The organism is Glutamicibacter nicotianae, from assembly GCF_016907615.1.
In the GTDB taxonomy this organism is placed as follows: Bacteria; Actinomycetota; Actinomycetes; order Actinomycetales; family Micrococcaceae; genus Glutamicibacter; species Glutamicibacter nicotianae.
On sequence record NZ_JAFBCH010000001.1, the window covers coordinates 2,615,728 to 2,636,800 of the forward strand.

The 21,073-nt window shown below is 55.5% G+C and carries 18 protein-coding genes; 4 read left to right on the forward strand and 14 right to left on the reverse strand.

The features are described from left to right. The first annotated feature begins 11 nt into the window (after positions 1–11). Complete coding sequence (locus JOE62_RS12445) at positions 12–1,310, forward strand: MFS transporter (protein WP_204722606.1); 1,299 nt, start codon at positions 12–14, stop codon at positions 1,308–1,310. Positions 1,311–1,500: 190 nt separating this feature from the next. Here JOE62_RS12445 and JOE62_RS12450 read toward each other — a convergent pair whose 3' ends face one another. From JOE62_RS12450 to coaA, 13 genes are all read right to left on the reverse strand, one after another. After that, positions 1,501–3,060 (reverse strand): glycoside hydrolase family 32 protein, encoded by a 1,560-nt coding sequence (locus tag JOE62_RS12450; protein ID WP_204722607.1) that lies wholly within the window; start codon positions 3,058–3,060, stop codon positions 1,501–1,503. A gap of 138 nt (positions 3,061–3,198) precedes the next feature. Beyond that, positions 3,199–4,176 (reverse strand): LacI family DNA-binding transcriptional regulator, encoded by a 978-nt coding sequence (locus tag JOE62_RS12455; RefSeq protein ID WP_338085788.1) that lies wholly within the window; start codon positions 4,174–4,176, stop codon positions 3,199–3,201. Positions 4,177–4,214: 38 nt separating this feature from the next. Further along, a complete protein-coding gene (locus JOE62_RS12460; protein WP_204723295.1) occupies positions 4,215–5,096 on the reverse strand; it encodes a carbohydrate ABC transporter permease in 882 nt (293 codons plus the stop codon). Positions 5,097–5,128: 32 nt separating this feature from the next. After that, entirely contained in the window at positions 5,129–6,010 is an 882-nt protein-coding gene (locus JOE62_RS12465) for a carbohydrate ABC transporter permease (RefSeq protein WP_058254858.1), read from the reverse strand. A 70-nt stretch (positions 6,011–6,080) separates the two neighbouring features. Continuing rightward, the gene (locus tag JOE62_RS12470; RefSeq protein ID WP_204722609.1) at positions 6,081–7,415 is read right to left on the reverse strand and encodes an ABC transporter substrate-binding protein; all 1,335 of its coding nucleotides are present in this window, start codon (positions 7,413–7,415) and stop codon (positions 6,081–6,083) included. A 56-nt stretch (positions 7,416–7,471) separates the two neighbouring features. After that, on the reverse strand, positions 7,472–8,947 hold the full coding sequence (locus JOE62_RS12475) for a glycoside hydrolase family 32 protein (RefSeq protein WP_204722610.1): 1,476 nt from the start codon (positions 8,945–8,947) through the stop codon (positions 7,472–7,474). 378 nt (positions 8,948–9,325) lie between these two features. After that, entirely contained in the window at positions 9,326–10,396 is a 1,071-nt protein-coding gene (tsaD, locus tag JOE62_RS12480; RefSeq protein ID WP_204722611.1) for a tRNA (adenosine(37)-N6)-threonylcarbamoyltransferase complex transferase subunit TsaD, read from the reverse strand. Continuing rightward, the gene (gene rimI / locus JOE62_RS12485; RefSeq protein ID WP_338085789.1) at positions 10,393–10,884 is read right to left on the reverse strand and encodes a ribosomal protein S18-alanine N-acetyltransferase; all 492 of its coding nucleotides are present in this window, start codon (positions 10,882–10,884) and stop codon (positions 10,393–10,395) included. The genes tsaD and rimI overlap by 4 nt, the downstream gene beginning before the upstream one ends. After that, positions 10,881–11,558, reverse strand: a complete 678-nt coding sequence (tsaB, locus tag JOE62_RS12490; protein WP_204722612.1) for a tRNA (adenosine(37)-N6)-threonylcarbamoyltransferase complex dimerization subunit type 1 TsaB — start codon at positions 11,556–11,558, stop codon at positions 10,881–10,883. The genes rimI and tsaB overlap by 4 nt, the downstream gene beginning before the upstream one ends. Further along, a complete protein-coding gene (tsaE, locus tag JOE62_RS12495; protein WP_204722613.1) occupies positions 11,551–12,129 on the reverse strand; it encodes a tRNA (adenosine(37)-N6)-threonylcarbamoyltransferase complex ATPase subunit type 1 TsaE in 579 nt (192 codons plus the stop codon). Before tsaE ends, tsaB begins: the two co-directional genes overlap by 8 nt. Continuing rightward, positions 12,122–13,291 carry an alanine racemase gene (gene alr, locus JOE62_RS12500; protein ID WP_204722614.1) on the reverse strand — a complete coding sequence of 390 codons (1,170 nt, stop codon included), beginning with the start codon at positions 13,289–13,291 and terminating at the stop codon, positions 12,122–12,124. The genes tsaE and alr overlap by 8 nt, the downstream gene beginning before the upstream one ends. Before the next feature lie 175 nt (positions 13,292–13,466). Further along, on the reverse strand, positions 13,467–13,865 hold the full coding sequence (mscL, locus tag JOE62_RS12505) for a large conductance mechanosensitive channel protein MscL (protein WP_204722615.1): 399 nt from the start codon (positions 13,863–13,865) through the stop codon (positions 13,467–13,469). A 109-nt stretch (positions 13,866–13,974) separates the two neighbouring features. Further along, positions 13,975–14,934, reverse strand: a complete 960-nt coding sequence (gene coaA, locus JOE62_RS12510) for a type I pantothenate kinase (RefSeq protein ID WP_204723297.1) — start codon at positions 14,932–14,934, stop codon at positions 13,975–13,977. A gap of 167 nt (positions 14,935–15,101) precedes the next feature. Between coaA and glmS the strand changes: the two genes are divergently transcribed. Then, positions 15,102–16,973: a glutamine--fructose-6-phosphate transaminase (isomerizing) gene (gene glmS / locus JOE62_RS12515; RefSeq protein ID WP_204722616.1), complete on the forward strand. Its 1,872-nt coding sequence runs from the start codon at positions 15,102–15,104 to the stop codon at positions 16,971–16,973. A 54-nt stretch (positions 16,974–17,027) separates the two neighbouring features. Here glmS and JOE62_RS12520 read toward each other — a convergent pair whose 3' ends face one another. Beyond that, entirely contained in the window at positions 17,028–18,935 is a 1,908-nt protein-coding gene (locus JOE62_RS12520; RefSeq protein ID WP_204722617.1) for a DUF262 domain-containing protein, read from the reverse strand. A 127-nt stretch (positions 18,936–19,062) separates the two neighbouring features. Here JOE62_RS12520 and JOE62_RS12525 point away from each other — a divergent pair, with 127 nt between their 5' ends. Beyond that, positions 19,063–19,413 carry a holo-ACP synthase gene (locus JOE62_RS12525; RefSeq protein WP_204722618.1) on the forward strand — a complete coding sequence of 117 codons (351 nt, stop codon included), beginning with the start codon at positions 19,063–19,065 and terminating at the stop codon, positions 19,411–19,413. 161 nt (positions 19,414–19,574) lie between these two features. Beyond that, positions 19,575–21,023 (forward strand): NAD(P)H-hydrate dehydratase, encoded by a 1,449-nt coding sequence (locus JOE62_RS12530; protein ID WP_168202012.1) that lies wholly within the window; start codon positions 19,575–19,577, stop codon positions 21,021–21,023. The last annotated feature ends 50 nt before the right edge of the window (positions 21,024–21,073 follow it).

Genomic DNA, 21,073 nt, shown 5'->3' on the forward strand with positions numbered 1-21,073 from the left:
CCAGGACAAAGATGGCTGTCTTTACGACTTCTCTGAAAAATCCTACCTACCTCCAAAGCTCCTTCTCGATGCTCTTGTTCTTCGCATCGTGGGGCATCTGGTGGTCCTTCTTCCAAATCTGGCTCACGAGCGAATCCGCTGGACTTGCATTGAGTGGCGCTCAGGTGGGCACCGTTTACTCAGTGAACTCTCTTGCAACACTCGTGCTCATGTTTGCTTACGGTACCATCCAGGACCGGCTCGGCATTAGAAAACACCTAGCAATAGTTCTAGCTGCCGTCACAGCACTAATTGGCCCATTCTGTACATGGGTCTATCAGCCTCTACTTCAGTCGCACTTTATGACCGGCGTAGTTTTGGGCTCCATCGTGCTCTCGGTTGGCTTCCTTGCAGGTGTTGGTCTCTTTGAAGCTCTCACCGAACGCTTTAGCCGTCGCTTTAACTTTGAATACGGACAAGCTCGTATGTGGGGATCCTTCGGTTACGCCATTGTTGCACTGGCTGCTGGCTTCCTATTCACCATCAACCCTGCACTGAACTTCTGGATTGGATCCGCACTTGGTCTGATCCATCTCCTGTTGCTGATTTTCTCCCGCAACGGCGAACCACCAGTCATCAAGAAAGCTCCTGTTGACGGTATCTTGTCACCAGCTTCCACCCCGACCTTGCGCGATATGTTCAGGCTATTCCGCTTGCCAAGCCTCTGGCTGATTATTCTCTTCGTCATGCTGTCTTGGACTTTCTACACCGTCTTTGACCAGCAGATGTTCCCTGACTACTACACCGGGCTTTTTGAAACACCAGAGATTGGCCAGCAAGTCTACGGCATCTTGAACTCGGTTCAGGTCTTCGTAGAAGCAGCCATGTTGGGCATCGTACCTATCGTCATGCGTCGTGTTGGTGTGCGCACGTCGTTGCTCATGGGCGTCTCCATTATGTTCATCCGTATCCTTGGATGCGCACTGGTCGATGATCCTCTGTGGGTATCAGCGATCAAGATGCTGCACGCCATTGAAACTCCGCTGTTTATCCTGCCGGTGTTCCGTTACTTCACCCTGCACTTCAACCCAGCTCTGTCGGCCACCTTGTACATGGTTGGGTTCCAGATCTCGGCACAGATTGGCAACGTTGTTCTTTCCACTCCTCTGGGGGCACTCCACGATCGTCTGGGTTACCAGCAAACATTCATCACCATTTCGGCGGTGGTACTGGTTGCCGGTATTTACGGCTTCTTCGCACTGAAGAAGGATGATCAACAAGTAGATGGTGATCCGTTCCTACGCCATTCGAAGGTGTCCGTCGACGCATAGGACCATAGTTCGAAAGTCCTTGTTGACGTATGGAAAGCTCGACCTTGATGCCCCAAGGTCGACCTTTCCCGGATTTAATGTGAAATCGAATTCTCACTGTCTAATTTTCGGAGTCTCCAGCCCGAAATGTTTCATTCGGACCGGAGACTTTATCCATGTAGCTCAAATAGCAGCAAGCAGTATCTGCATCTCAGATCCGCTCAGCAAATTCCTTGATGCTGATCCCTGAGAATGTTGCCGGGCCACCGTCAGTATAGAAAGAGATACCGGTATCTCCTTCCGTGAAGTGCACCTGCTGCGAAAGCACTGTATGACCATCATTGACGAACACTTCGACGCTTTGCATATCTACAAAGATTCTTAAGTGCACCGACCGTGCACCAGCATCGATAGGCGCGGCAGCCCTTGAATAGGGGCTCAATGAATATCCGTCCAGATCTGATGGCCCACGATCCACATAAAGATCGCTTCCATATTTGCCGATATTTGTATGCCTATTCCCGTCCGCCGAACGTCCTACAGAAACACCGACATTCGCTGCAGAGTCCCAACTAATGTCGAGTTCAAGTTCATAGGCGCGTCCATTCCAAGGAAGGACGAAACTTCCGTCAACATTCTGATCCTCAAAGGGGACCGTCGACGTGGCATAGGAAGACAGCGCCCTCACCGGGCTACTGAGCAAGGAATACTTCCCACCTGCTTGTGCGGAAAGCTCTAGTTCGCGCACGATGGAGTTTTGCCCGTTGTAGTTATCTGTGGCGTCGGTAGGGACATTACGATTCGCGTATTTCCAGTTATTCATCCAACCGATCGCCAGTCGCCGAGTTTCTGGGTTCTGAGCAGAAGGCCAAGAGACAGCCCCATACCAATCCCAACCCCAGTCCAACCACTGCGGTTCTAGGTCATCAGCGATAAATTGTTCGCCGTTCCACTCTCCTGTCCAATACGCGTACGTCATTGGCAGGTCAACACTGTAGGCATCCATGCTGGCGCCAAGAACCCAGTGCTTGGTTCCATCATCAGCGGTCATTTCAAAGAGATCTGGGCATTCGAGGCCGCCCAAGTCATGATTCGGAAAATCGAAGTTCCGCTTCAGCTGCCAGTCACGCAGATTGGTTGAGGTGTAAAACGCTGCGTAGCGGGCTCGTCCTATGACACAAACCCATTCGTTGCGAGCCGAGTCCCAGTGAATTTTCGGATCACGGCACCATTCTGCGTTTTCAATCTCAGCCTGCGTTGCGGCACTACGACCATCGGTGTTGACGATGACCGGGTCTGGCAGGCCCTGGAAGGTATAGCCACCATCGGTTGACCAGTACAGGTACTGCTCCTGGTATTTGCGGATGCCATCGGTGGGCTGGGTAGCCAATGCGATGAGGGTTCCTGGCCCAAACCCAGCCGTATCATCTTCATCAATTACCGTTGATCCGGTCCACACGGGAAAGTCTGGTTTTTGTGCAATTGCGACTCCGTGATGAGTGAATGAAACCCCATCCGCAGTTGTCGCGTGGTCCCAGTCGCCGTTGCCGTTGTTCACCCCGGAATGAAGATAGTAAAGATGGTAAGTGCCGTTGAGATATACCGGACGTTGTGGGTCACACAGCCATCCTTTAGGCGGCGTCATGTGATAAAAGGCCCGTTGAGAGCTTTGCGCCCGGGCTGCTGCCGGTAGTGCACCGGCGGCATACAGTCCGAGTGCACCAACACCAGCAATTTGAAACAAACTACGTCGAGAAATTTCGTGCATCATTGCGCGTTCCTTCCTGTTATCCCCCGTGTGCGTCTATGCATAGTCGGGAGAGGAATAGTTTGAGAAATCCGGCAGCACTGCCGGTAGAAAATTATGGAGAATCAGGCTTCTGAATGTGCCTGAAGAATTATGTCGCTGCTAAACGGACTGGCGTTTAATAGCCGGACAATTGATCAGATATAATGCATTGTCTTGTTCGCGTTCCAGACCTAAGAGAACTCGTATTCCGGCGGCTCCAATCTCGTAGTGTGGCAAGGCCACCGTGGTCAGTGGTGGCCTCAGGTGGGCCGCGATGACTTCCTGATTATCAAATCCCACCACGGCAATGTCTTTAGGGACATCTAGACCTCGAACCCTCAGTCCGTCGTAGAGGCCCATAGCCACTCGGTCGTTGTGACAGAAGACAGCGCTCGCACCAGAAGCGATAATCGCGCTAGTTACCTCATAACCTCCCTCTTGCTCAGGTACGGCCGAGATGACAAGGGACGCATCGAATTCGAGCCCTGAGGATTCAAGTGCTGAGCGATAGCCAGCTAAGCGGCCGGTCAATGCCGGTGAAGGGGTAGTTGTATTAATAAACGCTATTCGTCGGTGGCCTGCATCGATAAGTTCTTGAGTTGCTGCCTTGCCTCCTTGTACTTCATCAGGAACCACCGCTGGAAGGCCGCTTCCGGTGGAGAAACAGTCAACCAATACGGTGTCGGTTTGGTGTAATGATTCCGGGACTTCAATTTCGCGGTGGTACCAGGTGGAGTACAGGATGCCGCGCACTTGATGTTCAAGCATCATGGCGATGGCATCATGTTCAGCGGCTTTATTGCCATCGGTGTTGGCCACCAACAACACGTAGCCGTGTTTCCATGCCTCATCTTGAGCACCGTGAATGATCTGACCTGCGAAGGGCGTGGTTGCGATGGCGTCAGCAACCAATCCAATAAACCGTGAGGATCCTACCGATAGGGTTTTCGCCAAAGCGTTGGTTCGATACCCCAGAAGATCGATGGCCTCGTGCACGCGTTGGCGAGTCTCCTCACCAATGCGTGCACCCTGATTGTTGTTGACTACATGCGAGACAGTTGCCACCGATACGCCGGCTTCCTTGGCAATGTCTCGCATGGTGACAGGAGCACCGTGTTTACTGTGTCTCTCTGTCCTCATCCCTTAGTTGCTCCGCTCTCCAAGCCTTGAATCATCGCCTTGTTCAGCACGAGGAATACCAAGAGTAGTGGCGTGACCGAAACACACACAGCTGCAAAGGTGGCTGTCCAGTCCGTATTTCCCATGGCGCCAATGTAGTTCTGCAGGCCAAGTGGAATGGTTTTCAGCCCATCAGAAAGCACAAAGGTATTGGCGAAGATGAAATCATTCCAAATGAAAATGCTGTTAACCAGCACCACTGTGACGATGGTATTCAACGACAGCGGAAGAGTGATCTGGGCAAAGATGCGGTACGGTCCGGCGCCATCAAGAGAAGCTGCTTCGTAAGTCTCTCGCGGAATGAATCCGTAGAACGAAGAGAACAGATAAATGGACATCGGTAGCGAGAAGGCAGCCAACGGAACGATCATCGACAAGTGAGTATCGAGCAACCCGACTTTCGAATAGTCAATGAACAACGGCACCAGGGCAATCTGTACTGGAACGATGATGCCCAGCATGAACAGGGCTCTGACCAGCGGACTGAGTCGGAAACCTAGGACTTCCAATGCGTAGGCTGCCATCATTCCTGCGACTACGATCAGTGCGCTGGCTCCAAGAGTGACAATCAAACTATTGACGATATTGAGGCCGAGATTTCCGGTCTCAAATGCTCGCGAATAATTCTCCAAGGTGAATTCGCTGGGCCAGGAGAAGGCATTGCCACCAGCAAAATCAGCTGCTGTGCGGAAACTGGTCAAGAACAGCCACAACAGCGGGTAGACCTGCACAATGACGATGAGCACGATGGTCACGGTCAGTAGAGTGCGCTGTATTTTGAGCTTTCGTGGCCTCCCCTGCGAAGGTTGTGGCTTCTTGGCGACAGGCGGCTCAATCATGGCTTCCTCAGGCTTAGCTTCAACTGTCGTGCTCACGAGTCTTCCTTTCGTCGCAGCATTAGAAGGATCAGGCCAACGGCTACGAGGCACTCGATCACAATGAAGACCGAGATTGCACTGGCATAGCCGTAGTCTGTGTGCACAAAGGCCGTCTTATACATGTAGGTGGTGAGCAGTTCCGAGGATTGCCCTGGGCCACCGTTGGTCAGCAGGTACGGGATATCGAATCCACGCAAGGCAAAGGTGGTCGCCATGATGGTTGTGGTCGTCCAGACTGGACGAATATGTGGGAAGCGGACGTTCCAGAAGACTTGCCACCACGAGGCGCCATCCAAGCGGGCGGCTTCTTCAAGTTCGCGAGGAACCGAGATCAGCGCCGCGTAGATGATCAGCATGTATAGGCCGGTGTAGCGCCATCCTTCAGGAATGGATACTGCTGCCAGAACGGTCTGAACATTGGACAGCCACGCCGTTTGCAATTGGCCAAGGCCAACCCATTCAAGTAGCTGGTTCAACATACCTACTGGCTCCAGCGAGTACACCCGCAGGAACAAGAAGGCGATGGCCACAGTGGAGATCACTGCAGGCAACAAGTACAGGGTCTTGACCAGTTCGCGCGCTTTAGGCAAAGCCGTGAGCAAGCTGGAAACTATTAGCGCTCCCCCAAGTTGGAGGACCAAGCAGATGATGAGGTATCCCACCGCATTGATAAATGCGGTCCAAAAGACATCATCACGAGAGAGCATTTTTACGTAGTTATCAAGACCGACAAAGTCCATGTCGGTAATGCCGTCCCAGCTAAAGAAGCTCAGGACCAGGGACTGAATGATAGGAAGTAGTACGGCAACGCCGTAGATCACCAGTGGTGGCAGAAGGAATACCGCCACCGAAAGCTTGGAACGACGAGGCAACATTGATGTTGGTGCCTTTCGGCTCAGCCGGCGAGCGCGCGCCGGCTGAGCTGCTGGGGCAGTGTCTAGAACGCTAGTCACCGACGTTCTCCTTTAGTGCGGCGTCCATGGTGGTGACGAACTCATCTGGAGTAATGTCACCTTGGACCAGCAGGGTCAGTTCCTGCTGCAGTCGGGTATTGGTTGCTGGATCCAGCTGGGTGTCCCACGGCATCGCGATGGCACTGCCAACTTCATCAGCTTGCTTGATGGCCTGGTCGTACAGCTTGGTGGCCGTCTTAGGCACGGTGGTCTCCGCACCGGTGGTTGGTGATAGTGCACCGGTGGAAGCGTAGAGCTCTGGGTAGCGTTCTAGGGCAAAGGCGAGGAAGTCGCGTACTAGCGGGTCATAGGTTATAGCGTTCACGGCCATACCAATGCCTGAGGGGGTGACGTATTCGTTCTCCGCGGTGGCAGAACCATCAATGGTTGGCAGGGTGAAGTAGTCAACGTCATCGCGGACCTTAGCGTCCAAGGTATCGGTAGCCAAGTTGCCTAACTCCCAAGTACCAATGTTGTAGACGCCGGCCTTGCCACTGGTGAATAGTCCCTGTGCGTCCGAGTAGCCAGCGGAAGAGAAGCCCTTCTGGAAGCATCCTGCCTTACCCAGATCTGAGAGCCACTGGGCAGCAGCTTTACCTTCCGGATCTGAGAAGCTTGCTTCACCGGTCTTCAGCTTTTGTACGTACTCCGGTCCGGACATGCGGAATGGGTAGTAGGACATGTAACGTTCCAGTGGCCATTGGTCTTTGCCATCCAGCGCGATAGGCGTGACACCCTCTTCTTTTAGCGCCTCGCACATAGCCGGGAAATCATCGAGTGAGGCTGGGATGTCAATGCCTGCCTTCTTGAAGACGTCCTTGTTGTACCAGAAGAATTCCAGCTGGAACTCGAAGGGAACCATGTACAGAGAGCCGTCATCGAAGCGCTGGTAGTTCAGTGCCGCCTCACGGTATTCATCGCTCAAGCCAAGATCTGTGAGCAGCTTGTCAACATCAATCATCTGCCCCTTGCTGGCCAACTTCTGAGCGAAAGGGGTGGCATCAGTGTCGAAGAGCTCTGGAAGCTTGTTCGCGGCGGCTAGGGTTTCGTACTTCTGAATGTAAGAAGGACGGTCTGGTGTGGTGACGAGGTTCAGGGAGAATCCTGGGTGAGTTTCCGCGTATTCGTCAGCGATCTGTTCCATCGTCTTGATCACTCCGCCGTCAGCGGGTCGTGAGAGCAACCAAGAAATTTCGCGGGGCTTGATCTCCCCTTCTGGGTTCACGTTGGATGGGTCTGCTCCCGCTCCTCCTCCACAGCTAGAGAGCGCGAGGGATGCTGCTGCGAGGATGGGCAGGAACTTGGTGCGGCGAGTTGTCTTAGACATGATGAGTTTCTCCATTGAAGTCGTAGTGCAAGTGGAATTCTGAAAACGAAGGTCGGTTATACCGATGGAGTGAAAGCCAGGCTTTCCTGAGGTGCTTCAGTAGTGGTTTCGATATCGCGTGTTGCGATGGTGAATTGTGAGATGGTGACTGCTCCCTCACCGACAAAGGCACCGGCACGACCGGTCGGCCTGTCATAAAGTCGGGTGCTCAGCACCGTTGCATCATCCAGGGTGGCAACGCACAAATCACCGTCGACAATGATGTCTAGCTCGTGAGGACCACCTCCAATGACTGCTGGTCGCTCAAGCTCAATCGCGAAGGGTACGTCTCCATCGATGTGCCATTGTTCGGTACCTGGAACTCGGCGTGGCCACCGGTCCAAAACGAGGCGGTTGCGTTGTGGTTCGAGGCGCAATGCATAGCCCTCATCCCCGTCAGCACTAGCCCGCAACAGGACGCCTACCTCACGGGTTCCTTCTTCAATCTCGAAGTGAGCACGCAGTCGGAAGGAAGTTGGGGTGTCTTCTTCGGTGAGCAGATCGGCATAACCGTCGTTAGCTACCAAACGGGTTTGAGCAGGTAGTACATCTTCTGTCTCTTGGAAGGTTGATCGGAACTCGGCTGGTGGGTGGAACGCTAGGGCTCCGTCCTCACGTTGCTCCGCTTCAAGAACCGAGAGGGTTCCTGCCCATTGCCAGGCACCGGCATCGCATGAGTTTTCTTTAGAAGCAATCCAACCAAAGAAGAACCTGCGTCCGTCTCGTTCTGCCGATTTGGATGCGTAGTATGCTCGTCCGTCCAAAGTGTCGAATTCTGGAACAATCCATGGTCCGTTGAGGCTGCGAGACATTCGATATCTGGTGGTAAAGGCATCGCTGAATTCCGAGTAGACCAGGTACCACCAGTCTCCCCATTGGAAAACTTCGGGGCATTCGTGGGCGATGTAGCGGCGTGGATCCCAGAAAGGTTCTACCGGTTCCCACGTGGTTAGGTCAGCGGAGGTGCACTGAGCAATGACGCCGCGGCGTCGTTCTGCTCCAGAATTGTGGCGAGCGGTAATGAGCATGCGCCACAGGTTTGATTCAGCGTCCCAGAAGACGTATGGGTCTCGCCAGTCACCGGTCTCATAACCTGCACTGGCACCGAAGGTATCTTCGGGGTGGCGTTGCCAGGTTTCCATTCCGTCGTGGCTCGTTGCGTGCATGACCAGCTGTAGTGCACGCCCGTCTGCTCCGAGATGGTTTGGATTCTGGCCGGTGTAGAACGCGTGGTGTGTACCTTCAGCGTCCACGATGATGCTTCCGGTGTAGATGTTGTAGTCATCTGCCGTGGCCCCGCCGGAAGCAATTGCTTCTCCGGTTTCTTCGAAGTTCACTACGTCTTTGGTCACGATGCGATGCCATGGCATTCCGCCTCCGGAGACTCCGCGGTCTTCGTGAAGGTAAAAGAGGTGGAAGACTCCATCCTCCTGCCAGGGAATGACATCGCCTACCCACGCACCGTTGGGTTGGTAGAAACCTTGTGCAGTCATTGCTTGCCCGTTCTATGAGGTTAATCGGTTTAGCAACAACCTTAGTGGCGCGAATCACAGATGGTCAATCGGTTAAGCAAACTTTTCTTGAGAATTTTTTTGAAGGTCAAAAAGCGCTAGGCAACCCAAGAAGAGGGCCAGTATTCCAACGACAAGTTGTCGTTTTGTAGACACTCGCGGCGGGTAAACGATGTACCGATCACCGCGACGAGGAGGTAGGAATGATGGTCATCCGATAAATTCGTTTCGATTCCCTAGAACTTAGACAAGACGCAAAAATGCCACCTGGCTTGTATCTAAGGACGCAAGCCAGGTGGCAATGATGATTATTTTCGTGGGTAAACCACGAACTTCGCGAGACGGAAGAAGCGAAGAGGTTTAGCTCAGAACAATGTTGGTTACCGGCTGCGATGAATCTGTCGCGAAGTCCAGCCCCGAGGGAGCCACGCCGTCAGCGACGAGCTGAGCGCCCAGAGCAGCGACCATGCCGCCATTATCCGTGCAGAGGCTGAACGGCGGAACCACGAGTTCGATTCCCGCCGAGGTGCAACGCGCTGCCAGCAGTTCGCGCAAGCGGGTATTAGCTGCCACTCCCCCGCCCAAAAGCAAGGTCTTCAGGCCTTGTTCTTGCATGGCACGCACGGCCTTCGAGGTGATGACATCCACGACTGCTTCCTGGAAGGACGCAGCAATGTCGGCGACTGGGACTTCTTCGCCATTGGCCTCGAAGTGCTCTACGCAGCGGGCTACAGCAGTCTTGAGTCCCGAGAATGAGAAGTTGTTGCGGTGCTTGCCAGGATTCGCGGCGCTGCCGACGAACTTCGGCAAGGACAAGCCGCGAGGGAAGCGGAATGCCTTGCGGTCTCCGTCTTTGGCCGCTTTGTCGATGGCTGGCCCGCCAGGATACCCCAGGCCCAGCAGACGAGCAGTCTTGTCATAGGCTTCGCCGGCCGCATCATCAATGGTCGAGCCCAGCAGTTGCACATCGTTGGTCAGCGAAGTGACTTTCAAGATTTCGGTATGCCCGCCCGAGACCAGCAAAGCTCCGAAGGTCGATGGTAATACGGTTCCTTCGAGAACACCTACGCCTACATGGGCAACCAGGTGGTTGATGCCGTAGAGCGGTTTGCCGGTTGCCAGGGCCAAGGCTTTGGCCGCTGAAACGCCCACCATGAGCGCTCCAGCCAGGCCCGGACCACTGGTTACAGCGATGGCATCAATATCGTCAAGAGCCAGTTCGGCTGTGTCCAACGCGGACTGCAAGGTTGGCACGAATGCTTCCAAGTGCGCACGGGCCGCAATCTCGGGAATGACACCGCCAAAGCGCACGTGTTCATCCATGGAACTGGAGACAGCGTTGGCCAGAAGCTTGTTGCCGCGCACGATGCCTACGCCGGTTTCGTCGCAAGAGGACTCAATGCCTAGTACTACGGGTTCGTTGAAGCTCATGCGTTGCGTTCTTCCTCTTGTCCGTGCTGTGCATCCAGCGGGAGTCTCATAATTAGTGCATCGACCCCGCCCTTGTAGTACCCCCTGCGGCGGTGGATAGTAGTGAATCCAAAGGATTCATACAGGTCAATGGCGGTGGGGTTGTCAAAGCGAACTTCGAGCATCACATCCAGTGCATTTTTCTCACCGGCCGTCTGGACAAGCAATGACAACAGCTTGCGGCCCAAGCCCCGGCCTTGGTAATCCGGGTGCAGGGCTATGGTCTGGACATCGGCTATCGGCAAGACCACGCAAAGCCCTGCATAGCCGACAACTCGACCAGCGTCTTCATAGACCCAGTAGGTGCGGGTATCGCGTTGCGCCAGCTCGGATTCGAAACCGGCAAGGGGCCATGCATCCTCGGGAAAAAGCTGCTGCTCAAGATCATGGACGGCTTGCAGATCATCTGGCTGCATGCGGCGCAGGAGAACCTCGTGCTGCTCGCTCACGCCTTGGCCTGCTTCATGAAGGCAGGAATCTGGGCATCGGATTCGCGCAGATACTGAGGCGAAGTATCTGAGAGGTCCTTGCCTCCAGCGAGGTCGCTCAATGCCCGGCGGGCCAGGAAGCCGACGTCGGCAATCCATTCGAAGGACTCAGGCATTGGCTTGGCACCGGCTTCCTCAAGCTGCTCGGCGTAGATGCCGGCCCCGACACCGAAAACTGGCATCGCTGGAAGAGCTGACGCTGCTGAAACGTGCGGCCCTCCAACCATGGTTCCGGAATTGTCGTAGCGTGCCCAGTAGACTTCTTTGCGTCGTGCGTCCGAGGCGACAACGAATTCAGCAGGAACATCGCTGGACTCCAGCACCTGTTCGGCGAGCGCATGCAACGACATCACTCCGTGCACAGGTACTTGCCATACGAATCCGAAGGTACGCGCGGCCACCAAGCCAACGCGCAGGCCGGTGAAAGGACCCGGGCCAACGCCGACGATGATGCCCGCAAGGTCTTGGCCCTTCTGGCCGTGGGTGTCCAATAGCTCCTTGACGTATGCCGACAAGGTTTCGGTCTGGTCGTTTCCCTTGGAGGAAACACGCTTGTCGACAAGTAAACCGGTGGTTTCGTCAACTAGTGCCACCGAGGCGTTGGCCGAGGTGTCGATTGCTAAGTAATTAGACATGTTTTTCTTCCGTGCGCTGTGCAGCAACCGCAGACAGCAATGAATCTTTCAGCTGGGCAAAGGCATCTTCGTCCCAGCGCGGGCCGATAGCTTTCAGGCTGAACAACCGCGGCTCATCCAGTTCCTCTTCAGCTTCTTCCCATGGATTGCCGACTGGTGCGGCCAGGGCTTCGCGATCCAGCTGGATTTCCAAGCGTGAATCGGTAAGGTGTTCGACCTTCCCCAAGCCCCATTCCACGACGGTAACTGAATCTGCCAGCGTGGATTCAAGATCCAGGGTGTCCACGTCATCATGGTCCTTGAGACGGTAGGCATCTACGTGGATCAGACCGGGTCCATCCCCAAGTGATGGGTGCTGGCGAGCCAGTACGAACGTCGGGGAGATGATTCCTTCACGGACGTTCAGTCCCACGCCCAGCGACTGGGTCAGCGTTGTCTTGCCAGCTCCAAGTGCACCCGTAAGGATGACCAGGTCACCGGCCTTGAGCTGAGCGCCTAGGGCTTCGCCCATCGCTTCGGTGACGGTGAGGTCATCCAGCTGGCAGGAGAATTCCGATATCGGGTTATTCACCGGCCTCACCCCAGCTGCCTTCAATGTAGTAGCGAGGTACACGTGGCGAAATGCGGGTCACCACTTCGTAGTTGATGGTGTTCGCTGCGTAGGCCCAGGTGTTAACCGACTGCCCGCCGTCACCGAAGATAATTGCTTCAGCTCCCAGGAATTCTTCTGGGTTGATGCCTGCTCCCAAATCGATGACGCACTGGTCCATGGCAATGCGACCACGTACTGGATAGGTGCGCCCATTGACAGTCACTGGAGCACCGGTTGCGATCCTTGGCAGTCCATCGGCATAACCCATGGGGATCAGGCCGAGGTAGGTTTCCCCTTCGGTCTTGTAATTCAGGCCATAGGAAACACCCTGCCCCGGGTGAACCTTCTTGACATTCGCAACCCGGGTCTTCACTGTCATAGCTGGGCGCAGCCCAAAGCTCTCTGGCGATTCACCGTCAAACGGGCTAAGGCCATACAGGCCCAGTCCCAGGCGAACCATTTCGTGATGTGAATCCGGTCGGGAAAGAATCCCAGGAGTGTTGGCGATATGGCGCACTTCCAAATCGAAGCCGGCAGCTTCCACTAGTTCTATGGCCCTGTCGAAGAGTTCCAGCTGTTCATCGGTTTCCGGGCGCTCAGGTTCATCTGCCACCGCCAGATGGGAGAAGATGCCAACTACACGCAACAGCCCCTCTTCTTGGAAATCGCTGGCGCGGTTCAGCAGATCCGGCAGGGCATCCATGGTGGAGCCATTGCGGCCAAGCCCGGTGTCTACTTTGATATGGATCCGTGCCGGAGTCTGCACTGCACGTGCCGCGGCGGCAACGTATTCAAGCTCCCAGCCTGATACTCCGAGGTCGAGACCGGCGTCAATGGCGGCCTCGAACGGAGTGTCTTCAGTATGCAGCCAGGCCACCATGGGCGCATCGACTCCCGCGTCACGCAGGGCGAGTGCTTCAGTGACATGGGCGCAACCTATCCACCGGGCTCCGCCTTCCAAGGCAGCTTTGGCTACTGGGATGGCTCCGTGCCCGTACGCGTCAGCTTTGACGACGGCCATGACTGCGGCTGGGGCCACAACATCAGAAATCTGCTTGACGTTGTTGCGGATGGCCGACAGGTCAATGACTGCGCGGCGTTCAAAGCCAATCGCCTGTGCACTGCTGGTGCTGTTTGTCATGTTGCTTTCTTCAAGCGCTTCAGAGTTCACCCATTCATCTTCGCACTTTTCGGAATCACTTGCTTTGTTCACCCATGCGCAGTTCGGCACATGAGGCTGGTTAAAGACGGAAGGAGCGGGTACGAACAAGTTTGCTGTTCGAACCCGCTCCTTGAAGACGGATGATTTTCGGGGGTTAGCGAAGAGTCTTCAGCTCATCGCGGATCTGGGCAAGCAGCTCCAGCTGTGGGTCTACTTCTTCCTCAGGCTCTTCTACACCTGCAGCACGGCGCGCTGCGATGCGCTCGTTCAGCTTGGTCATCGGCAGAACCAATGCGAAGTAAACGGCTGCGGCAATCAGCAGGAAGTTGACCAGGGCGGTCAGGAAGACGCCAAACTTGATCTCTACCCCGTTAATAGTTAGCAACAGGAAGCTGTCGAAGCTTGGAGAACCAACCAGGGCGGCAATCAACGGCATCAGCACATTGTCGACCAAAGCGGTAACGACGGCGCCGAAGGCAGCGCCGATAACGACGGCAACGGCCAGATCGACAACGTTGCCCTTCATAATAAAATCGCGGAAACCTTTAAGCATAGTTAGAGCATACACAGGCAAAACACAGCACCACTACGATTTTGCGGAGCGATTTCCAATGGTTCGGCAAATTCACAGGATTCGTTTGCTTAAATATCCGGTGAGAAGCCTAGATTTTCCGCAATAGCATTCGCCGCACCGAATGATCGGCTGATTTGCGCAGTACCAATTGCGCCCGTCCTCGCGTGGGCAAGACGTTCTCCTTGAGATTCGGCTCGTTGATGCGCTTCCAGATGCCGTGCGCCGTTTCCCGCGCTTCCACATCGGTGAGCTGGGAATAGCGATGGAAGTAGCTCGCCGGATCGGAAAAGGCTCCCGAGCGCAGGCGCATGAATCGTTTGATGTACCACTCTTCGATATCCGCCGTACGTGCATCTACATATACGGAGAAGTCGAAGAAGTCGCTCAACGCCAGTCCTGCGGTTCCATCGGAACGAGTACGCGCCGGCTGCAGCACGTTCAATCCCTCGACAATGAGCACCTGCGGCGAGCGGATTACATTGCGCTCCCCCGGGATGATGTCGTAGGTCAGGTGCGAGTACACCGGGGCACTGACTTCCGGGGCACCCGACTTCACTGCCGAGACGAAGCGCAGCAATGCACGACGGTCATAGGATTCAGGGAAACCCTTGCGGTGCATGATACCGCGGCGCTCGAGCTCCGCATTGGGGTACAAGAAACCGTCAGTAGTGATGAGCTGGACATCAGGAGTATGCGGCCAGCGGCGCAGCATTTCCTGCAATACACGAGCGGTCGTGGATTTTCCCACGGCAACGGATCCGGCGACGCCAATGACAAAAGGCGTCCGATTGGTCTGCTCACCCAAGAAGGTAGTGGTCGCCTGATGCGTTGCACCGGCTCCCTCCACGTACAGCGACAGGAGGCGACTCAGTGGCAGGTAGACGTCGCGGACCTCCTGGAGGTCCAGCTGATCGCCGAGGCCGCGAAGGCGTTCGATGTCGGAGTAGTTCAGCGGCTGTTCCATCTTGTTGGACAGTCGCGCCCATGTCTCGCGTTCAAGTTCAACAAACGGCGAGATGGATGATTCTAGTGTTCCGTGTGGTTCCACGAGGGTAAATTCTGCCAAGAATATGCTCCACATCCCAATTAGCAAGATCAACAAGGCAATTAGTTTCGGTGAAATACGGCGGCCTGGTGAGCTAAGACATAAGTAATTTTGAGTGCTGCGCCACGATTATTCCCATCGATGGGGATTGAACCGGTAGGATTTTTCTCATGTGCGGAATTGTTGGATATGCAGGAACCTCGAGCCAGATCGCCGATCACGGCGCCCTCGACGTTCTAATTGAAGGTTTGCGTCGGTTGGAATACCGTGGCTACGACTCGGCTGGAGTCGCGGTAGTTGCCGACGGTGCCATTCATTCTCGGAAGAAGGCCGGCAAGCTGGTCAACCTTGAAAATGAGATTGCCGAGTCTCCTTTGCCTCAGTCGATGACCGGCATTGGGCATACCCGTTGGGCAACCCACGGTGGGCCGAGCGATCAGAACGCTCACCCTCACCTGGCCGATGGTGGCAAGCTTGCCATGATCCACAACGGAATCATTGAGAACTTCGCCGGCATCAAGGCCGGTTTGGCAGCGGAGGGCGTTGAGTTCCTCTCAGATACCGATACCGAGGTTGCCGCAGCTCTCCTGGGCAAGCTCTACAGCACCGAGGCAGCGGGCGATTTGACCCGCGCCATGCAGCTTGCTGTTCAGCAGCTCGAAGGTGCTTTCACCCTCTTGGCCGTTCACCAGGACCACCCAGGCGTTGTCGTCGCGGCCCGCCGCAATTCCCCTCTCGTTCTGGGCCTGGGCGAGGGCGAGAACTTCCTGGGTTCGGATGTCTCCGGCTTCATCGACTTCACCCGTCGTGCCGTCGAGCTGGGTCAGGACCAGATCGTCACCATCACCCCGGATACCCACTCCATCACCGATTTCGACGGCAACCCTGCCGAAGGCAAGGAATTCACCGTTGACTGGGACGCCGCCAGCGCTGAAAAGGGCGGGTTCCCATCCTTCATGGAGAAGGAAATCTTCGACCAGCCGGCAGCTGTTGCCGATACCTTGCTGGGCCGCTCGGACGCCGATGGCCGCCTGACCCTGGACGAACTGCGAATCGCTCCGGAAGAGCTGGCTGCCATCTCCAAGATCGTGGTTCTTGCTTGCGGCACTTCGGCCTACGCCGGCTCCGTTGCCAAGTACGCGATCGAGTCCTGGTGCCGTATCCCGGTCGAGGTCGAGCTCTCCCACGAGTTCCGCTACCGCGAGCCAATCGTTGACGACAAGACCCTGATCGTATCGATCTCCCAGTCCGGCGAAACCATGGACACCTTGATGGCCGTGCGTTACGCCAAGGAGCAGGGCGCCAAGACCATGTCGATCTGCAATACCAACGGATCGACCATCCCGCGCGAGTCGGACGCGGTGCTGTACACCCACGCTGGTCCAGAAATCGCAGTGGCTTCCACCAAGGCATTCCTGGCGCAGATCACCGCGACCTACCTGCTGGGCCTGTACCTGGCGCAGTTGCGCGGCAACCTGTTCCAGGGCCAGATCAAGGACATCCTTGCCGACCTGGGCAAGATCCCTTCCAAGATCCAGGACATCCTGGACCGTGCGGACGAGATCAAGGATCTGGCACGCAACATGTCGGAAGCCAACTCCGTGCTGTTCCTGGGCCGCCATGTCGGCTACCCGGTGGCAATGGAAGGCGCCTTGAAGCTCAAGGAAATCGCCTACATCCACGCCGAAGGCTTCGCCGCCGGCGAGCTGAAGCACGGTCCTATCGCGCTGATCGACGATGGCCAGCCGGTGTTCGTGGTAGTTCCTTCCACTCGTGGCCGCGACTCGCTGCACTCCAAGGTTGTCTCCAATATCCAGGAAGTCCGCGCCCGTGGCGCCAAGACCCTGGTTATTGCCGAAGACGGAGATTCCGCCGTCAAGGACTTCTCCGAGTGGGTCTTCTACGTACCTGAAACCCCAACACTGCTGATGCCGCTGCTGGCCACTGTGCCACTGCAGATTTTCGCTTGCGAGCTGGCATCCGCGAAGGGCTTCGACGTTGACCAGCCACGTAACCTGGCCAAGTCGGTGACCGTGGAGTAATCCACCCAGTATCAAGTAGATGCGGCGTCCTCTTAGAGGACGCCGCATTTTTATTTACGGCTCTTTGGAAAAGTGGTCGACAGTCGAGAGTTCTTGTTCATTCGGCCTTTTCCAAACTTCACAAATGCTCTCGACCAATGATGCCGAACGGGCTGTAATATCGTTCTCGTTCCAGCCCTCTACATGATTAGAGAGTATCTTCTTATTCAAAACCAGCAGACTATATTCATCCAAAAGGCTGTGCTTTCCAGTACCCGGCGCTCCACCGTCCCTCATGCCTTTCGCTTCTTGATCGGTCCAAGGACGGTTAGATAAGGAACCATTCAACGATTTCGTAATTAGAGTTAGGTTTCCAAGAGAATTGACGAGCACATCTCGTTGTTGTGCACGCTCCAGTTCCATTTTCGGGTCAGTGTCCCAATGAGTACGCCAGCCTCGTGGCATTAAGTGCTCAATTTCGAGTTTTTCTGGCAGACTAATGGCTTCGTATTTCGAGTTTTGCGTCCTAAGGTGCTGCTCAATAGCAATGAAAATAACACGCAGACGGTCCTGCCGGATAAAACCATAAACACGTTGAGTTGAGAGAACTGATTGCATCTCAGAATCAACTGGCCACCTTCTCGTTTCAGACGTTTGGTTGGCGAGGAACTCGACCAGCTTGTCGCCCACTTCATCTTTGCTACAGGATTCCAGCATCTTGAGAATTACAATGGCAAACTTATTCATATCCTTAGAAGTCAACCGAAGTAGCATACGTCGGATCGCCCAACTTTCCAGCGCCTCCAACGCGATGCGACGTTGCTCGGCGGGTACAGCGTGGTTCGCCGATAGCATCCAGAGGAAAACCGGAGTAGTTGCGGCCATATCCAGACGATCAATCACGCGAACGTAGAACTGACCTTCCGGAGTGCTTTTTTCAAGTATCGAGAACTCGTGGAACGTATCAGCATCTTTCCGAAGTTCGTTCAGCAAACGCTCTGCGTCAGTCGCGGTCCGCATAAACGGCTCTGCGTATTCTTTAAATGCGCGGAAAACCTGATCTGCTTTAAATTCATCTTGCATGCGCATGGTCATCCAATAATGCAAGAAGATATCGACCCTAGAACGTGTGAGTCGGCCCTGGCGGACCTCAGATCGCCACCATTCTCCGTCGAATTCGGCCCAAAGGTCGTCGGCCCACCTAGTTACGTCGGCCTGAATTTGCTCGCCTTTCCGGAAAACCCAGTTCTTGATTAGGTCTGCTTTGAGCAGCGGAGTGCCGCGATCATTCAGTGTCTCAAAAATAAGCTGAGAATCATCGTGCCCGGTTAGATCTATCGCGACCAGGAGCAATCTGTCTTGAAGCGTTGAGCTCAAGGCTTCAACTCGTAAGGATTCGTCTCCAGGCGGGACGATCCCATCTTCATTTGAAGTCCCAAGGATCCAATCTTTGGCTTCATTGTGAAAGAACTTGTGCGCTTCAACGATTCTGTGCTCGACGCTGTCATCCGACGCAGGATCCATAGCAAATTCAAATGCTTTGCGGTCAGTCTGAGAAGGCCACAACTTAAATCTCTCCCGCTTACCTTTGAACCGCGCCGCGCCATTGATTATCAGCTCTTCCAAGGATTCAGCCTGATCAATGTGTCCGCGATGCTCTAGGACGACGTGCACAGCATCAAGAAGGATCTGGATTGTGGTCATTCGTTGCTGACCATCAATGACATCGTGGCGAGTAACATCGCCTGCAATCGGCTTTTTTGACTCGTAAACTACAGCACCCATGAAGTGTTGGATTTCAGGCTCCGCCTCGGAATCTGCCAGTTTCACTGCGATGTAGGTTTCTGCAACCTTTCGAACATCGTCCCATAAAGGTGCCCATTGATCTTCTTCCGTCCATACGTAAGGACGCTGAAAAGCCGGGATTTCGTAGTGCTCTTTTCCTTCAAAAAGGTCGCGTGGGCTGCGTGTGTGAGTTTCCATCAGGCGCTTTCATCAGATTCGGTTCTTTCTCCAAGATCAATAAAACATCACACCACCGACAATCTGAATTATTTCCCTACTAGTCTGTAATTTTTTTGCCTTGCAGGCACTGGATAAACTGATAGGCATGATTGTAGGTATTGGAGTGGACATCGTTGATGTGCCACGTTTCGGTCGTCAGCTCGAGAAGACTCCACGGTTGCGCGACCGGCTCTTCACCGAAGAAGAACGGGACCTGCCCCTGCGTTCTCTTGCAGCCCGTTTCGCAGCCAAGGAAGCAATCGCCAAAGCACTGGGCGCTCCTGCCGGGATGAACTGGCAGGACTGCACCATCCGCAAGGACGAAGCCGGTGATCCCCAGATTCACAACACCGGCTCAGTGGCCGCAGCCAGCGAGCTGCGCGGCATCAATTCCTGGCACCTGACCATGTCCCACGATGGCGACATGGCGATCGCAATGGTGGTTGCCGAACGCTGAGCACCAACGCCACGACGAAGGAATAACGACACGTATCTCATTAAATAGGGCATCGCACAGAAGCCTTGAGTATTGTTTGTCTTATGATTCCTGTCTACAGTGTTGCGCAAATTCGTGCGGTTGAAGCCCAGGAGAAATCCAAGCGGGGCGAGACCAGCTTAATGAAGCAAGCCGCCGCCCATTTGGCTTCAACGGCTGTCGCCATGCTGGCCGAAGGACACAGCACCGAACCGGCGTTCGTGGTCGGACTGATCGGCCCGGGCAACAACGGTGGCGATGGCTTGTATGCACTGGCAGAGCTTCAGCAGCAGAAGATTTCCACGCTGGCTCTGCAATGCCACGAGCAGATTAACGCAGAGGCTGCTGCAGCGTACCAAGCCGCCGGCGGCACCATACTGGATCTGTCAGATGGCGACGGCGAACTAGCGAATGCCTCGCTCGTTATCGACGCCATCTATGGTCTTGGATATCGAGCCGGTTCCGACGTGCCGTCGGTTCCGGCTGGCGTACGGGTGCTGGCTTGCGATGTTCCCTCAGGGTTGGACCCTGAAACCGGCGTTGCGCAGGACTCGGTTCTCCGAGCTGAACGCACGGTGACCTTCGGCGCCATGAAGGCCGGCCTGCTGTCCGTGGATGGACCGCTGGTTACCGGCGAGATCACCGTGGCTGATCTGGAATTCGACTTTTCTTCCGTCCAGCCCGGCACCCAGCTAGTGGACGAGCAGGCTGCCCGCGAGCTGCTGGACCAGCACCGCTCCTGGCGGGATGCCGGACGCCACAAATACCAGCGTGGAGTCCTTGGCCTCATCGCCGGTTCCGACCTGTATCCCGGAGCTGCCCAGCTGACTGCCAAGGCCGCCGTGGCTTGCGGAGTCGGGCTGCTCCGCACCCACGTACCCGATTCCATCCAGCCGCTTATGGCAGTCTCCGTGCCGGAGTCCGTGCCGTTGGATGATGAGCAGATCAAGGAAGCGCTGTCATTCTCGCGCCGCCAGATCCACGGCAAGAGCGCCAAGATCAAGGCGTGGGCTATTGGTCCGGGCTTGGATGGACGCACTCCCCCGACTGGTGCCATCGCTGATGTCTTCGCCAGCCCCCAGCCAGCTGTCATCGACGCATCCGGCCTGGATGTGGTTCCTGCCGGGCCCAGCGAGCAGCCCCGCGTGCTGACGCCCCATGCAAAGGAACTTCGTATGCTGCTCGGCCGCGCGGGCGTGAAGATCACCCCTGATGAGCTTTCCCAGGACCCGATTCGCTGGACCCGTTGGGCCGCCTTGGCTTACAACGCTGTAGTCCTGCTCAAGGGCCCGACCAGCTACATTGTTGCGCCTAACGGCGACAGCCTGATGGTGAGCCACTCAGCACCGGAACTGGCCACTGCGGGCAGCGGAGATGTCTTGACCGGCATCCTCGGCTACATGCTCTCCGACAGCTCGCTGACGGGCACCGAAGGCCTGCGAACCGTGCCCAACCGCCGCATGATGGAGTTGACTGCGTGCGCGGCGTACATCCACGGCCATCTGGGCAGGGTGACCGCCGCGGACGGCACCGTGAATGCTTCTCGCCTGATCGATAATCTTCCCAAGGTCATGAAGCAGTTCGGCTTCTAGCCTGCGTATGCAACACGTAGAAGGGGCGGTTCTCCTAATGCGGAGAACCG